Origin of the sequence: Nonomuraea zeae (assembly GCF_005889725.1) — a bacterium.
Lineage (GTDB): Bacteria > Actinomycetota > Actinomycetes > Streptosporangiales > Streptosporangiaceae > Nonomuraea > Nonomuraea zeae.
Genome location: NZ_VCKX01000285.1, coordinates 1 through 15,367, shown reverse-complemented (window position 1 = coordinate 15,367; position 15,367 = coordinate 1). Strand labels below are relative to the sequence as shown.

The window sequence follows — 15,367 nt, the reverse complement described above, 5'->3', positions numbered from 1 at the left end:
GGTGAGGCGGGTCAGGAGCGTACGGGCCTCGTCGTGGCGGCCGGCGGCGGCCGTGAAGCAGGCCACGGTGGCGCGGAAGGCGAACTCGGCCGGCACCAGCGTCGGCGAGGTCGCCACGACCGAGACCATGTCCAGCACCTCGCTCTCCCGCCCCTGCGCCCACCGGATCGCCGCCAGGTGCGCGCCGAGGTAGCCGAGCGCGTCGGCGTCCCCCACCTGCTCGCCGAGCTGGTAGCAGGTCGTGGCCCTGGCCTCGGCGTCGTCGAGCCGGCCCGCCCGGATCAGCAGCATGACGTCGATGGCCTCGACGATGTAGCCGATGGTCTTGCAGGTGAGGAACTCGGCGCGTTCGCGCAGCTCGGCCAGCGAGCGTTCGGCGCGGGGGTCGCCGAGCAGGAACAGGTCCACGGTCCGCCAGCACAGCCCCATGAGGGCGAGCATGCCCTTGCCCGCCCCCGCCGCCACCTTGATCAGCTCCTCGGCGAGCGGCAGCCGGGAGCGGGCGTACCCGGGGGTGAGCAGCGCGTGGTGGCACAGCGACAGCGCCTCGGCCAGTACCTCGCCGTCGCCGGTCCGCCTGGCCTGCTCCAGCGCGGCGAACACCGGCTCGACCGGCGCCCCCTGGTAGACCTCCTCGGCGGCCAGCCGCACGCTCAGCCGGGCCCGCAGGCAGGGCTCCGAGACGGGCAGCGCGGCCAGGGCGCGGCGCTGGATGCCGGTCACCCGTTCCCACTCGATGCGGGTGCGGTGCTCGTCCACCCAGATCCCGCCGAGCCCGATCGCGGCCCTGGCCAGGCGGTCCACGTCGCCTTCCCGGGTGGCGGCCGCCGCGGCCTCGTCGAACATCGTGCGCGCGTCGCGCAGCCGCCCGCACAGGAGCACGGCCTCCGCCCGTTCCACCAGCAAGGGCGCAACCGGCCCAGGCACCCGTGCCTGCGCCCTGATCGACACGGCGCTCTCCAGCAGGTCGGCCGCCCGTTCGTAGGACAGGCCGCGCAGCAGCGCCGCCGCGGCCGCCCGGCAGGCCGCCACGGCGCGGGCCGCGTCCTCCCGGGAGCGCGGCGCCGCGCCCGCCGCGTGGTGCGCGTACGCGGCCAGGCTCGCCGGGTCGGCTGCCCGCCTCCGTTCCAGCAGGTCGGCCATGCGGGCGTGGACGCTCATGCGTTCGGTGACGGGCAGGGTGTCGAGCAGCGCCTCGCGTACCAGGTCGTGGGTGAACTCCAGCCGGCCGGACGCGGCGAGCTTGATCAGCCCGGCGTCCTGGGCGGGAGCCAGCAGGTCCCACGCCTCGGCCGCAGGCAGGCCGGCCGCCGCGGCCGCGTCGCCGGCCACCGCGGACCTGCCGAGCAGGGCCGCGCCGCCGAGCAGCCGCAGCGCCGCGCCGCCCAGCCCCTCAGCCACCTGGCGTACGGCCGCGCGCACGCCGCCAGGGGCGACGACCTCGTCAGGCGGTCCGAAGGCGCTGACCCTGCGCAGGAACAGCGGGTTGCCCCGGGTGATCCGGTGCAGGGTCTCCAGCAGCCCGGCTTTGAGCCGCTCGTGGGCGTGCAGATCGAGGAACGCCGCCGTCTCCGTCACGGTGAACGGCCCGAGCCGTACGACCAGGGCGGCCTCGTCGAGCAGCCCGACGTCGTCGCGGCAGGCCAGGATCAGCACCAGCGGGGTCGCGGGCAGCGCGCGGGCCAGGAACCTGGCCAGCAGCAGCGTGCCGGAGTCGGCGGCGTGCGCGTCGTCGAGCACGATCAGCGCGGGGGCGCCGCTCCTGCGCAGGGCCTGCGCGACGGCGGTGAACCCGGAGAACCGCTCCGACAGCAGCAGGTCGTCGGCGCTCGGGCCGTCCAGGAGTCGCAGGATCTCGGGCCACGGCCACAGGGGCGGGGCGTCGGTGCCGGGCCAGCAGCAGCTCATGGCCACCCGCCAGCCGTCGTCCGCGGCCATGGCGGCGATGCGCCGGCAGAAGGTCGTCTTGCCGATGCCCGCCTCTCCGGTGACCACGACGAGACGGCTCGCGCCGGCCGCCGCCTCGGTGACGACCTGGGCCACCTCGCGCAGCTCGCGCTCGCGGCCGACGAATCTGGTGACGGTGGCCGCAGACGCGTCGTTGCCCGCCAGAGTCATGCCCCCGATGGAACATCATCCGCGATGCGCGCTTCCACGTACTTTTGCCGGTGCGATGACCGGCGCTCATGAGACGCCCGATCGGCAGGCCGCCGCGCTGGGCCCGTGCGAGCGCGTACGAGACGCGCCCGCGTGGCGTGGCGGTCACCCCAGTGCGGCGACGATCGCCTCCGCCGTGGGATCGGGCTCGGCGTGCTCGCCACCGGGCGGTCCCGCCCGGCCGGCCGGGCCCTCGGCGCGCTGGAGGCTCCCGCGCCAGCCCGCCACGATCCGTTCGGCCAGTTCAACGGTCAGTTTGGCCATCGTCTTGCTCGTCCCTTCCCCAGCCGGCATCCAGCTTTCCCGTGCTCAGAATGCTGCCAGCCGGGGATTGCGCATCCGTTGCAGAGCCGGCCGGGGAGAAGTCAGCCATCTGGGCGATATGTCGTCTTGTGCGTAGTTTTTGGTGGCTCTGTGTGCATAGAGCGTTGCGGAGCGGGTAGCGCGGTTGCATTGGCTCCTCGGAGGAGGAAACCGTGGACATCAACCTAGGCCAGGGCATAACTGACGCCTGGCGACAGATAGCGACGTTCGTTCCGAAGCTGGTCGCGTTCCTGGTCGTGCTCGTCATCGGCTGGATCGTGGCCAAGGCGCTGGCGAAGATCGTCGACAAGGTGCTCGAACGGGTCGGCTTCGACCGCGCGGTGGAGCGCAGCGGCGTGCGGCGCTGGCTGGAACACAGCAAGTACGACGCCAGCACCTTGCTGGCCAAGCTCGTCTTCTATGCGATCCTGCTGATCACCCTGCAGATAGCCTTCAGCGTCTTCGGGCCGAACCCGATCTCGGCGCTGCTGACCGGCGTCGTGGCCTGGCTGCCGAAGGCCGTGGTCGCCATCGTGATCATCGTGGTGGCCGGCGCCGTGGCCAGGGCCGTCAGCGACATCGTCGGCGGAATGCTCGGCGGGCTGTCCTACGGCCGCTGGCTGGCGACCGCCGTGTCGGTGTTCATCTGGGCGCTGGGCATCATCGCGGCGCTCAACCAGATCGGCGTGGCCACCACCGTCACGACTCCGGTGCTGATCGCGTTCCTCGCCACCATCGGGGCGATCATGGCCATCGGCTTCGGCGGCGGTCTTGTGCGTCCGATGCAGCAGCGCTGGGAGCGCTGGCTGAGCCGGATCGAGCAGGAGGCTCCGCAGGCCAGGGCGCATGCGGAGGCGTACCAGCGAGGGCGGGAGGACGCCCGGTCGATGACCGGGGAGGAGAAGCGCATCCACACGATGCCGAGCGGGCCCACCCGTTCCGACCTGCCTCCCGACTGATCCAGGGGCAGGGCCGGAATCCGCGGGTCTCGGGTCAGGCGGGCCGGCCGTCTTCGAGCAAGCCCAGCTCGCGGGCCAGCCAGCAGACGGCCGTCAGCCGCAGCGCGGGGGCGTCGGGCTCGCCACTGAAGATCCAGCCGCGGTGCCGCAGCTCGTCGAGGAAGCCCAGGAGGTAGTCGCCGAGCGTCTCGCGGTCCAGCGGGATCGCGTCACGCAGCTCGGCCGCGTGCTGGTCCACCGCGGCGACCAGCCCGGGATCGCCGCTCATTCTGGCGAGCTGGGCGTCGCCCAGCGTGTTCATGAGCCACCGCAGGGGCGAAACCGCCCAGCCCTCCTCGAAAACCACCAGCCAACCTTAAGGCATCGTCCCTGGTCAGCCACCCTCGGCGTCGATGTCGGCGAGGGTGCGCCTGGCCACCGCGAAGGCGGCGTTGGCGGCCGGGACCCCGCAGTAGACGGCCGTCTGGAGCAGCACCTCCTTGATCTCCTCCCGGGTGAGGCCGTTCCGTAAGGCCGCCCTGACGTGCATGGCCAGCTCGTCCATGTGCCCTCTGGCCACGAGCGCGGTGAGCGTGACGCAGCTTCGCGTGCGGCGGTCCAGGCCGGGCCGGTTCCAGATCTCGTCCCAGGCGTAGCGGGTGATGAAGTCCTGGAAGTCGCGGGTGAAGTCGGTGGTGGCGGCGATCGCCCGGTCGACGTGGGCGTCCCCGAGCACTTCACGCCTGGTGCGCATCCCGGCCGCCCGGCCGTCCGCGGGCTCCGGCGCCTCGGGCCCGCCGGAGCCGCCGGGGTCCGCGCGGTGCTCCCCCGAGAGATGGCCGACCATGGCGGTGGTCACGGCGTCGGCGCGTTCGACGTTCGCCAGGTGCGAGGCCCTGGGCACCACCGTGAGGAACGCTCCCGGGATGCTGTTCGCCAGCGTGAGCGCCTGGTCCAGCGGCGTGGCCGGATCCTCGGAGCCCGCGATGACCAGCGTCGGCGCGGTGATCTCGGCCAGCCGCCTGGTCAGGTCGAAGGCGGCGATGGCCTCGCAGCAGGCGGCGTACGACTTGGCGTCCACCTCCGCGAGCATGTCCATCACCCACTGGCCGTCGAAGTCGGGCGTGAACCAGCGCGCCTTGAGCGTCGGCACCAGCGCGCCCACACCCTTCCCGCGGACCAGCGCGGCCCGCCCGAGCCAGGGGCCGGGCTCGCCGAACTTGGCCGACGTGCAGCACAGCACCAGCTTGCGGACCCGGTGCCGGGCGCGGGTGGCGATGGTGGTCGCGATCGCGCCGCCGAGCGAGATCCCGCCGACCGCGAACTCCTCGGTCTGTACGAGGTCCAGCACCGCGCGGGCCAGGTCGTCGATGGTGAAGCCGGCCGCCACGGGAGCGGAGCCGCCATGGCCGGGCAGGTCGTACCTGAGCACCCGCCAGGAGTCCACGAGCGCGGGGAGCTGGGGCTGCCAGACTTCCATCGTGGTGCCGAGCGAGGGCCCGAGCACGAGCAGCGGCGCGCCGGCGGGGCCGTCGACGCGATGGTGCAGTTTCACGGTTGCTCCCTGTAGGTGGCGAGAATGCGATCGACGAGATCCGGAGCCGCGCCCAGATACGCCCCTGGATCGAGCAGCTCGGCGGCGACCTGCGGCGGGCCCTCCGCGGCCAGGATCCGCTTGAGCTCGTCGGGTCCGAGGTGGGCCGAGAGGCGCTCGGCGACCAGGCGGCCGCCGGTCAGCTCGGCGTTGGCGCGCATCCGCTCCGGGAAGACCCGCAGCCCGGCCACCAGCTCGGCGGCGGTCTCGGCGGCGCCGCCGGTGAGGCGCAGCGCCTCGCGCAGGGGCAGCCACTCCGCCTGCCACGCCCCGGCGGCCCGCTCGTGCTCGCCGACCTGCCCGAGCACCTGCGCGTACGCGGGCACCTGGAACGACGCCGAGCGGACCAGGACGGACAGGGCGGGGTTGCGCTTCTGCGGCATGGCCGACGAACCGCCGGATGACGACTCGGCGACCTCTCCGACCTCGGTCTGTGCCATGAGGATGATGTCGACGGCCGGCTTGCCGAGCGCGCGGGCCGTGCCGACGAGCGCGGCGCCCAGCTCGGTGACCGGCGAGCGCTCCGCGTGCCACGGCGCGGGCGGCGCGGCCAGCCCGATCTCCTCGGCGAACAGCTCGACCAGGTCCAGCGCCAGGGCCTGCCCGCCGGAGGCGTGGCTCGCGGCCAGCTCGGTGAAGGCCGCGAGCGTGCCCGCCGCGCCGCCGAGCTGGGCGGGCAGGCGCAGCTCGCGCAGCCTGACGCGGGCGTGCATGAGGCCGGCCAGCCAGCCGGCCGCCTTCAGCCCGAACGTGGTCGGCACCGCCTGCTGCCCCAGCGTCCGGGCGGCCATCACGGTGTCCCGGTGCCGCTCGGCCAGCGTGCCCAGATCCCGCATGATCCCGCTCAGATCGCTCACGATCCCGCGTACCGCCCGGGTGGCGACGAGCATGGCGGCGCTGTCCAGGATGTCCTGGCTGGTCGCCCCGCGGTGGACGAACGCGGCCGCGCCCGGCACCGCCTGCCGCAGGTCCGACACCAGGGGCACGACGGGGTTGGCCGACTGCCTGGCCCGCTTGGCCAGGCCGGCCGGGTCGATGACGAGCGTGGCGGCCGCCCTGTCGATGGCCGCGGCGGCCTCGGACGGGATCAGCCCGAGGCGGGCCTGCGCGCGGGCCAGCGCCGCCTCCGCCTCCAGCATGGCCCGCAGCCACGCCGCGTCCGCAGTGACCGCCTCCGCCCTGGTGCCGGCCCATACGGGCGCGAGCAGCCCGCCGCCGGAGGCTGGGCCGCCCGGTCCCGCGCCGTCAGAGCTCACTGCAGCCCGTCTCCTTTGCCCGATTCCTCATGGAAGTCCAACGTAGTTCTCCGCCAGGGTGGTCGCCGCCGCCTCCGAGGAGGTCACGTAGTCCAGGTACGACAGTTGCAGCCGGCGCGCGTACGGGTCGTCGTCCTCGAACGTGTGCAGCAGCGTCGTCATCCACCACGAGAAGTGCTGCGCCCGCCACACCCGCTTGAGACACGCCTCGGAGTAGCCGTCGAGCAGCGCGGTCGAGCCGTCCGCAAAATACGCGGCCAGCGCCTCCGTGAGGACGCGGACGTCGGCCACGGCCAGGTTGAGCCCTTTCGCCCCGGTCGGCGGCACGATGTGGGCGGCGTCGCCGGCCAGGTAGAGGCGGCCGTACTGCATGGGCTCGGTGACGAACGCCCGCATCGGCGTGACGCCCTTCTCCATGATCTCGCCGGTGGCCAGCGTGAAGCCGGGGACGCTCTCCAACCGGACCTTCAGCTCGGCCCAGATCCGCTCGTCCGGCCAGTCCTCCTCCCGCGCGTCCGCGGGGACTTGCAGGTAGAAGCGGCTGACCGTGGGCGAGCGCATGCTGTGCAGCGCGAAGCCGCGCTCGGTCCTGGTGTAGATGAGCTCTTCCGACGACGGCGCCACCTTGGCCAGGATGCCCAGCCAGGCGAAGGGATATTCCCGCTCGAAAATGCTCAGGACGCCCTCCGGGATGGACGGCCTGGACACGCCGTGGAAGCCGTCGCAGCCGGCGATCACGTCGCAGTCGAGCCGCTCGCCGCCGAACGTCAAATAGGGCCCGGAGCCGGACGCCGGGTCGAGCCCGTGCACCGCCACGTCCTCGACCTCGAAGCGCACGTCGCCGCCCGCCGCGAGCCTGGCCGCGATCAGGTCCTTGACCACTTCCTGCTGGCCGTACACGGTGATCGCCCGGCCGGGGACGAGCTTCTCGAACGGGATGCGGTGGCCCGCGCCGCCGTACCTGAGCTCGATGCCGTGGTGCGGGAGCCCCTCGCGGAGCATCCGCTCCCCCACGCCCGCCTCGACGAGGGTGTCGACCGTGCCCTGTTCCAGCACCCCGGCCCGCACCCGCCGCTCGACGTAGTCGCGGCTGCGCTTCTCCAGGACCACGGAGGAGATGCCACGCAAGTGGAGCAGATGGGACAGAAGTAGTCCCGCGGGGCCTGCCCCGATGATCCCAACCTGAGTTCGCATGTCGGAAAGCATCCTGCCTTGACCGGGTGTCAGCCGAGAGGTCCCTTCCACTCAGCGGAAGAATCGTGCAGGATTACCCCATGGCAGGCGGATCCCGCGACGCAGGACGATCGGTGACGTCCAAAGTGCTGGCCCTTCTGGGGGCGTTCGACGCGGCTCATCCGCAGCTCACCCTGACCGAGCTGGCCAGGCGCAGCGGCGTACCCCTGAGCACGGCGCATCGGCTGGTCGGCGAGCTGGAGGAGTGGCAGGCGCTGAGCCGCGGCCCCGACGGGCGGCTGCGGGTCGGGCTGCGGCTGTGGGAGCTGGGCCAGCTCGCGCCGGGCCGGCTGGGCGAGCTGGCGCATCCGTGGCTGCAGGAGCTGTTCGTCAACACGCGCGAGAACGTCCATCTGGCGGTCCGCGACGGGCTCGAGGTCCTGTACGTGGACAAGGTGTACGGCCGTCGGGCGGTGCCGATCGTCTCCAGGACCGGCGGGCGGCTGCCGATGCACCCGACGGGCGTGGGCAAGGCGCTGCTGGCGTACGAGCCCGACTGGTTCGTCAAGTCGTACCTGGCGCGCAAGCTCGAACGCCCGACCTCGCACACGATCACCGAGCCGGGGCGGCTGGCCAGGGAGCTGGCGGGGGTGCGGACCCAGGGGTACGCGCTGACGTACGAGGAGATGACGCTGGGCACGTGCTCGGCGGCGGCGCCGGTCCTGGTCGGCGGGCGGCCGGTGGCGGCGCTGGGCCTGGTCGTGTCCTCCCGCCGCGCCCGCGAGCTGCCACGGCTGGTCGAGCCGCTGCTCAGCGCCGCCGCCGGCATCGCCAGGGCGTGCGCTGCGCATACGTGAGCGGGCCGGGCGCACCTGAGCGGCTCAGTCCGTGAACTTCTGGATGCGGTCCTTGAACAGCGTGGTCGCGATCGCGGCCTTGTGCGGCTGCCCTTTGAGGAACGCCTGGGCGAAGCTCTTGGCCTGCTCGTAGGAGACCTTGCCGGGCATGGGCGGCTCGTTCGGGTTCACGTCCACGTCCACCAGCGCCGGGCCGTCGTGGGCGAGGGCCTGCCTGATCGCCGGAGCCACGTCGCCGGACTTGGTGACCTTCGCCCCGAACCCGCCGCAGGCCCTGGCCCAGGTCGAGAAGTCGGCCTCCGGCTGGGCGTAGCGCACGCCGTGCTCCGGATAGCCGAGCACCATCTGCTCCCACAGGATCTGGCCCAGCGAGTTGTTGTTGTTGATGACCACCTTGACCGGCAGCCGCTGCTGGGCCGCGGTGAGGAACTCGGCCATGAGCATCGCGAAGCCGCCGTCGCCGACGTAGGCGATGACCTGGCGTTCGGGGAAGGCGTGCTGCATGGCGATGGCGTACGGCAGCCCCGGAGCCATCGAGGCCAGCGTGCCCGACAGGTAGAACTCGCGCTCGCCCCTGATCGTCCAGTGCCTGGCCGCCCAGGTCGCGATGGTGCCGCTGTCGCAGGCCAGGATGGCGTCGTCGGTCGCCAGCCCGTCCAGGACGGACATGACGTACTGCGGGGCTATGGGGTCTCTGTCCGGGTTCTCCAGAGAGTCCATGTCGCTCCGCCACTTGGCCATCATCTTCTGATATTTCGCCAGATGAGCGTTCCCGTCCCGCGGAGCCAGCAGCGGCAGCAGCGCCGCCAGCCCCTCCTTCGCGTCGCACACCACCGGCACGTCGGTCGCGATCCGCGCCCCCGCCCTGGTCGGGTCGGCTTCGAACTGCACCACCCGCACCTTGCCCGGCTCGGGCAGGAACTTGGAGTAGGGGAAGTTCGTGCCGACCATGAACAACACGTCGGCGTCCTCCATCAGCTCCTCGCTCGGCCGCGTGCCGAGCAGCCCGATCCCGCCGGTCGTGTACGGCGAGTCGTCCGGGATGACCGCCTTGCCGGGCAGCGTCTTGACCACGGGCGCCCCGAGCGCCTCGGCCACGGCCAGCACCTCCTGCCGGGCGTGCAGCGCTCCCTGGCCGACCAGCATGGCCGGGCGCTCGGCGTGGTTGAGCACCTCGGCCGCCCATTCGAGGTCCTCCTGCCGCGGCAGGCCGGACGGCTGCAGGTAGATGGGGGCCGTCTGCGGCGGGCGTACCGGGGCCACGCTCTTGTACGGCTCCTCCCCCGCCTCGGCCACCTGGATGTCGTTCGGCAGCGTCAGATGGGCCACCCCGCGCCGCGCGTAGGCGGTCCTGATCGCCAGGTCCGCCAGCGCGGGGAGCTGCGCCGGGTTCGTGATCATCATGTTGTACTCGGCCACGTCGGCGAACAGCTTGTCCAGGTGGACCTCCTGCTGGTACGCCGTGCCCAGCACCGAGGTCTCCTGCATGCCCGTGATCGCCAGCACGGGGACGTGGTCGAGCTTGGCGTCGTAGAGCCCGTTGAGCAGGTGGATCCCGCCCGGCCCCGACGTGGCCAGGCACACGCCGATCCGCCCGGTCGCCTTGGCGTAGCCGGTGGCCATGAACGCCGCGGCCTCCTCGTGGTGGACGAGGACGAAACGCACCCGGTCACGGTGGCGCCTGAGCCCCTCCATGATGCCGTTGATGCCGTCGCCCGGCATGCCGAAGACGGTGTCCACGCCCCACTCCGCGAGGCGCTCGATCAGGGATTCCGCTGCGATTCGAGCCATATGACGCGCCCTACCCCGCTCTGCCGGGCACAGACGCCGGTGCGAGATTCATTAGTCATTTCCGGGAATTCACGGGTATGGACCCGACATGCGCATTCTGGTCACGGGAGCCACGGGGACCTTGGGCAGCGCCCTGCTGCCCGCTCTGGTCAAAGCCGGTCATCAGGTGCGGGCGCTGAGCCGCGCCAAGCGGGAGAGCCGCGGGAACGTCGAGTGGGTCTGGGGCGACCTCATCTCCGACGCCGGGATCGCGGACGCCGTGCGGGGGGTCGACGCCGTCGCGCACCTCGCCACGAGCGGCCGCAAGGGCCGCGGCGCGGTGGACGTGCCGGGAACGCGCATGCTGATCGCCGCGGCCCGCGAAGCGCAGGTCCCGCACCTGCTGTTCACCTCGGTCGTCGGGACCGGCAGCGCCGCCACCGCCTACCTCAGGTACAAGCGGGAGGCCGAGAGCCTGGTCGCCGGGAGCGGCCTCGGCTGGACCGTCCTGCGCGCCACCCCCTTCCACGAGTGGCTCGACCGGCGGCTGGGCGAGCTGGCGTCGCTTCCCGCGCTGCCGGTGGACCGTTCGGTGCCCTGGCAGCCGGTCCACACGGGGGAGGTCGCGGCCAGGGCGGCCGAGCTGCTGTCCGGCGGTCCCGCGGGCGCCGTCGAGTTCGGCGGGCCGCAGGTGCTGGGCACCGACGAGCTGGTCAGCACCTGGCTGCGGGCCAGGAACCTGCGCCGCCCGCGCCTGCCCGTCCGCTTCCCCGGCCGCCGGTACGCCGTCCAGCGCGCCGGGCAGTTCCTCACCGACGCCCTCCCGAAGGGCCGGATCACCTGGCACGACTACCTGTTCCCGCCGCCGCCCGCGCTCTCCGACGACTTCGCCTCCGAGCACACCGCGTCGCCCACCAGCCCGGCCAACCAGCCGGAGCAGGATCCTGACCTGCACGTATACGGAGGCGACGAGGGCTACGAACGCCCGACACGAAGCTAGTCCGGTGCCGTCATTCATTACACTTCGCCCACTTGCTGGGGCTGTGGCAGTCACATGAAAATGTGTTCGGTGAATCGAATCCCGCTGACCAAGGACTTCGCCAACGGCGGCGTCTCGTACTGGTACCGGCAGATCGGCCTGCCCGCGCGGCGCGCCCCGCTGCCCGGGCCGCGCGAGTACGACGTCGCGATCGTCGGCGGCGGCTACACCGGCCTGTGGACGGCGTACTACCTCAAGCAGGCCGACCCTGGCCTGCGGATCGCGATCCTGGAGAAGGAGTTCGCCGGCTTCGGCGCCTCGGGGCGCAACGGCGGCTGGCTGTCGGCGGAGTTCGCCGGCTCGCGCAAGCGGCACGCGAAGGCGCGCGGGCGACAGGCGATGATCGACCTGCAGCACGCCATGTTCCACGCGGTCGACGAGGTCATCGAGGTGACCCGCGCAGAGGGCATCGACGCCGACGTCCACAAGGGCGGGCTGGTCCACGTCGCCACGAACCCGGCCCAGCGGCAACGGCTGCGCGAAGAGGTGGCCGACCTGCGTACCTGGGGATACGGCGAGGACGACCTGCGCCTGCTGGACCGCGACGAGCAGCGCGAGCGGGTGCAGGTGGCGGGCACGCTGGAGGCCGCGTACTCGCCGCACTGCGCCCGCATCCAGCCCGCCAAGCTCGCCACCGGCCTGGCCGCCGCCGTGGCCCGGCTGGGCGTGGACATCTTCGAGGACACGCCGGTGACCGAGATCAGGCCCCGGCAGGGCGGGCGGGCCTCCGCGCTCACCCCGCGCGGGGTGGTCTCCGCCGAGTACGTCATCCGCGCCACCGAGGGATTCACCGCCGGCCTGGCCGGGCAGCACCGGCAGTGGCTGCCGATGAACAGCTCCATGATCGTCACCGAGCCGCTGCCCCCTGAGGTGTGGAAGCACATCGGCTGGACGGGCAACGAGCTGCTCGGGGACCAGGCGCACGCCTACATCTACGCGCAGCGGACGGCCGACGACCGGATCGCGATCGGCGGGCGGGGGGTGCCGTACCGGTTCGGCTCGCGTACCGACCGCCGGGGCGCCACGCAGCGGCAGACCGTCGCGCTGCTGTGGCGGATGCTCGTCAAGCTCTTCCCCGCCACGGCCGACGCGCGGGTGCAGCACGCGTGGTGCGGCGTGCTCGGCGTGCCGCGCGACTGGTGCTCGACCGTGCACCTGGACCACGCGACCGGGCTCGGCTGGGCGGGCGGCTACGTGGGCAGCGGCGTCACCACGACGAACCTGGCCGGGCGCACGCTGCGGGACCTGGTGCTGCGCCGCGACACCGAGCTGACGGCGCTGCCGTGGGTGGGGCGGCAGGTGCGCCAGTGGGAGCCCGAGCCGCTGCGCTGGGCCGGGGTGCAGCTCATCTACGCGCTGTTCCGGGCCGCGGACCGGCACGAGAACGAACGCGGCACCACGACCTCGGCCTACGCCCGCCTCGCGAACCTGATCTCGGGCCGCTAGCGAATCCCTCCCGGACACCCCCCGAGGGGCCTGCCGGGGCCCTCGGGGTCCCGCCGGAGCCCGCCCGAGCCCCACCGGACCCTTCGGAGGCCACCCGGACCCTTCGGAGGCCATCGGGGGTTCCGCCGAAGACCGAAGGGGCTCATCGGCAACCATCAAGCCCATCGGGGACCTCCGCCAGAGACCCCCGGGCCCGTCAGAGGACCCGCCGGAAGCCGAAGGACGGAGCACCCGTCGGAGACCGCCGGGACCAATCGGCGGCCGTCGGAGATACGGCCGAGACCATCCGGAGCCATCGGCGGCCGTCGAGGCCATCAGGGGTCCCAGCGCGAGCCGGCGGGGAGGCGGGCTGTCAGAAGGCGGCTCCTCCGGGGGAGGCGCCGTGCCAGGGATCGTAGTCGACCTCCAGCGGCTCCTGCTCGGGCCGTTCCTCTTCCGGGACGTGCTGGAGGTTGACCCGGATGCGATACCACACGCTGCTGCGCCCCCGCATGCCGTCCACCAGCACATCGGCGGGCTCCAGCCGCTCGGCCACCGCGGGATGGCGGGCTTTCCACCGCTCGAACCCCGCCATCGCCTCGTCCTTGTGCTCCGCCTTGGCGATCTCGATGACGGGCATGGTCTGCTGCCTGCGCCCGCTGCCCTTGGGCGGCTTGGGCGCGGGCCCCAGCTCCTCGGCCAGCTCAAGCAGCCCGTCGAGCGAGCCCGCGTGCAGGTCCATGTCCTCCCACGGGTCGCCGAGATCGGCCAGCCGCTTGGGCACGGTGTCGATCGTGTAAATCTCGGGGCGGCACCCGGGCACCTCGTCCCAGGTCAGCGGCGTGGACACGCGGGCGTCCGGGACGGCGCGCACGGAGTAGGCGGAGGCCACCGTGCGGTCGTAGGCGTTCTGGTTGAAGTCCACGAACACCCCGTGCCGCTCCTCCTTCCACCACCGGCTGGTGGCCAGGTCGGGTGCCCGCCGCTCGACCTCGCGCGCCACCGTCTCGGCCGCCTTGCGCACTTTGGCGAACGGCCAGCGCCGCTCGATCCGGGCGTAGACGTGGAACCCGCGCGAACCGGACGTCTTGGGCCACGCGACCAGCCCATGGTCGGCCAGCACCTCGCGCGCCACCTGCGCCGTCCGCAGCACGTCGGCCCACTCGACACCGGGCACCGGATCGAGGTCGATGCGCAGCTCGTCGGGCTTGGCGAGGTCGTCGGCGCGCACCGGATGCGGGTTGAGATCGACGCACCCGAGATTGACCACCCACACCAACTGCGCCAGATCGGTGCACACCACCTCTTCCGCGCTGAGCCCCGACCGGTATTTGAGCTCGGCCACCTCGATCCAGTCGGGCCGCTTGGACGGGGCGCGCTTCTGGAAGAACGCCTCCTGCTCGATGCCGTGCACGAACCGCTTGAGCACCATCGGCCGCCCGTGGACGCCGCGCAGCGTCCCCTCGCCCACGGCCTGGTAGAACCGGATCAGGTCGAGCTTGGTATGACCGGACTGTGGGAAGACGACCTTGTCGGGGCTGGTGACGCGCACCTCGCGCCCGGCGACCTCGATGTCAGGCATAAGGTCACGATACGCGGCACCACCGACAACCTCCGGCAGCCCGACCAGCACGTTCCACCCCGCTCCGAGTCGTCCTCGCGTACCCCTCTACGAGCCGCTGAAGTCGCCGTGACGCCCCGCACCCGCCGCGAACCGGGCCGCGCCCTCGGACGCGTCGGGCACCGAGACCAGCCCGTGCCGCAACTCGTTGCGCATCGCCTCCGTCTCCTCCAGCCCGTCCTGCTCCAGCAGGGACATCCGGTCTCCGCGCAGGCAGGTCTGCGGGAATCGGGCGATCTCCCTGGCCAGGGACTCGGCTTGCTGCCTGGCCGTGCCGGTGGGGACGAGCCGGTTGGCCAGCCCCCACGCGTACGCCTCCGGCCCTTCGACGGGCCGCCCCGTGAGGATCATGTCCATCGCCCGTGACGAGCCGATGAGCCGGGGCAGCCGTACGGTGCCGCCGTCGATGAGCGGCACCCCCCACCTCCGGCAGAACACCCCGAACACCGCGTCCTCCTCCGCCACCCGCAGGTCGCACCAGAGCGCCAGCTCCAGGCCGCCCGCGACGGCGTGCCCGGCGACGGCGGCGATGACCGGCTTGCCCAGGCGGATCCTGGTCGGCCCCATCGGCCCGTCGCCCTCCTCGCCGACGTGGTTGTCGAGCGCCTTGAGGTCGGCGCCGGCGCAGAACGTGCCGCCCTCGCCCCACAACACCGCGACGTCGGCGTCGGAGTCCTCGAAGTCACGGAACGCCTCCGCCAGCGCGTCGGCGGTCTTGCGATCGACGGCGTTGCGCGCCTCCGGCCTGCTGATCACCACGGTGGTGACGGGGCCTTGGCGCTCCACGCGTACGGTCATGCGACCCTCCTCGGGGAAACGTGCGGATGCTCCTCGGGGAACGTGCCGAGCGTACGTCCGCGCCCGGTCGCTGGCCAACGACCGGCCCGCACGGCCGGTGGCGAATCGGGCAGGCCCGCCACCCGGCCGGCCCCATGGGCGGTCAACCGCCTCCCCCGGTCACCGGGCACGGCCCCCGTCACGCGCGAACCAGCCGCCGGACATGGCCCGGCGGCGCAGGGCACCGGCCGCTCGGCACAGCAGGCGCCCCGCGATGGCCCCGGCGCCGGCCTGCTCGCGGGCCGGCGCCGGCCTGCTCGCGGGCCGGCACCGGCCGGTGTCGCCAAGACGCTCGAATCCCCCAGGAGCACCTCCCCGTCAGACTCCCCCGAGAGCACCGCGACCCCGCCAAACTCCCCAGGAAGCACCGCGACCCCCGCCAAACTCCCCCGGGAAC

13 protein-coding genes are annotated in these 15,367 nt (G+C 72.8%); 4 read left to right on the top strand and 9 right to left on the bottom strand.

All coding sequences use genetic code 11. The features are described from left to right. A partial coding sequence (locus tag ETD85_RS50170; RefSeq protein WP_170247280.1) for an AAA family ATPase occupies nt 1-2,118 on the bottom strand: 2,118 nt, incomplete at its 3' end. Between the two features lie 144 nt (nt 2,119-2,262). After that, nucleotides 2,263-2,421, bottom strand: coding sequence for a hypothetical protein (locus ETD85_RS63875; protein ID WP_170247279.1), 159 nt, complete (start codon nt 2,419-2,421; stop codon nt 2,263-2,265). 212 nt (nt 2,422-2,633) lie between these two features. Here ETD85_RS63875 and ETD85_RS50165 point away from each other — a divergent pair, with 212 nt between their 5' ends. Beyond that, nucleotides 2,634-3,419 (top strand): mechanosensitive ion channel family protein, encoded by a 786-nt coding sequence (locus ETD85_RS50165; protein ID WP_206059379.1) that lies wholly within the window; start codon nt 2,634-2,636, stop codon nt 3,417-3,419. 34 nt (nt 3,420-3,453) lie between these two features. Here the strand turns inward: ETD85_RS50165 and ETD85_RS50160 are convergent, their stop codons facing one another. From ETD85_RS50160 to ETD85_RS50150, 4 genes are read right to left on the bottom strand one after another with little or no spacing between them, the layout of a single operon-like run. After that, the gene (locus ETD85_RS50160; protein ID WP_240779959.1) at nt 3,454-3,765 is read right to left on the bottom strand and encodes a DUF6401 family natural product biosynthesis protein; all 312 of its coding nucleotides are present in this window, start codon (nt 3,763-3,765) and stop codon (nt 3,454-3,456) included. Between the two features lie 27 nt (nt 3,766-3,792). Then, nucleotides 3,793-4,953 carry a bifunctional 3-oxoadipate enol-lactonase/4-carboxymuconolactone decarboxylase PcaDC gene (gene pcaDC, locus ETD85_RS65145; protein ID WP_240779958.1) on the bottom strand — a complete coding sequence of 387 codons (1,161 nt, stop codon included), beginning with the start codon at nt 4,951-4,953 and terminating at the stop codon, nt 3,793-3,795. Then, on the bottom strand, nt 4,950-6,248 hold the full coding sequence (locus ETD85_RS65140; RefSeq protein ID WP_240779957.1) for a lyase family protein: 1,299 nt from the start codon (nt 6,246-6,248) through the stop codon (nt 4,950-4,952). Before ETD85_RS65140 ends, pcaDC begins: the two co-directional genes overlap by 4 nt. A gap of 27 nt (nt 6,249-6,275) precedes the next feature. Then, entirely contained in the window at nt 6,276-7,442 is a 1,167-nt protein-coding gene (locus ETD85_RS50150) for a 4-hydroxybenzoate 3-monooxygenase (RefSeq protein ID WP_138696933.1), read from the bottom strand. Between the two features lie 113 nt (nt 7,443-7,555). Here ETD85_RS50150 and ETD85_RS50145 point away from each other — a divergent pair, with 113 nt between their 5' ends. Beyond that, the gene (locus ETD85_RS50145; protein WP_240779956.1) at nt 7,556-8,278 is read left to right on the top strand and encodes an IclR family transcriptional regulator; all 723 of its coding nucleotides are present in this window, start codon (nt 7,556-7,558) and stop codon (nt 8,276-8,278) included. Between the two features lie 24 nt (nt 8,279-8,302). Here the strand turns inward: ETD85_RS50145 and ETD85_RS50140 are convergent, their stop codons facing one another. Next, nucleotides 8,303-10,069 (bottom strand): thiamine pyrophosphate-dependent enzyme, encoded by a 1,767-nt coding sequence (locus ETD85_RS50140; protein ID WP_138696931.1) that lies wholly within the window; start codon nt 10,067-10,069, stop codon nt 8,303-8,305. 88 nt (nt 10,070-10,157) lie between these two features. On the opposite strand from ETD85_RS50140, the gene ETD85_RS50135 reads away from it, so the two are divergent. Then, a complete protein-coding gene (locus ETD85_RS50135; protein WP_138696930.1) occupies nt 10,158-11,048 on the top strand; it encodes an SDR family oxidoreductase in 891 nt (296 codons plus the stop codon). A 69-nt stretch (nt 11,049-11,117) separates the two neighbouring features. Further along, a complete protein-coding gene (locus ETD85_RS50130; RefSeq protein WP_240779955.1) occupies nt 11,118-12,533 on the top strand; it encodes an NAD(P)/FAD-dependent oxidoreductase in 1,416 nt (471 codons plus the stop codon). Between the two features lie 352 nt (nt 12,534-12,885). Here the strand turns inward: ETD85_RS50130 and ligD are convergent, their stop codons facing one another. Both ligD and ETD85_RS50120 read right to left on the bottom strand, forming a co-directional pair. After that, the gene (gene ligD, locus ETD85_RS50125; RefSeq protein ID WP_138696928.1) at nt 12,886-14,094 is read right to left on the bottom strand and encodes a non-homologous end-joining DNA ligase; all 1,209 of its coding nucleotides are present in this window, start codon (nt 14,092-14,094) and stop codon (nt 12,886-12,888) included. Between the two features lie 87 nt (nt 14,095-14,181). Beyond that, complete coding sequence (locus ETD85_RS50120; RefSeq protein WP_138696927.1) at nt 14,182-14,931, bottom strand: crotonase/enoyl-CoA hydratase family protein; 750 nt, start codon at nt 14,929-14,931, stop codon at nt 14,182-14,184. Nucleotides 14,932-15,367: the final 436 nt, after the last annotated feature.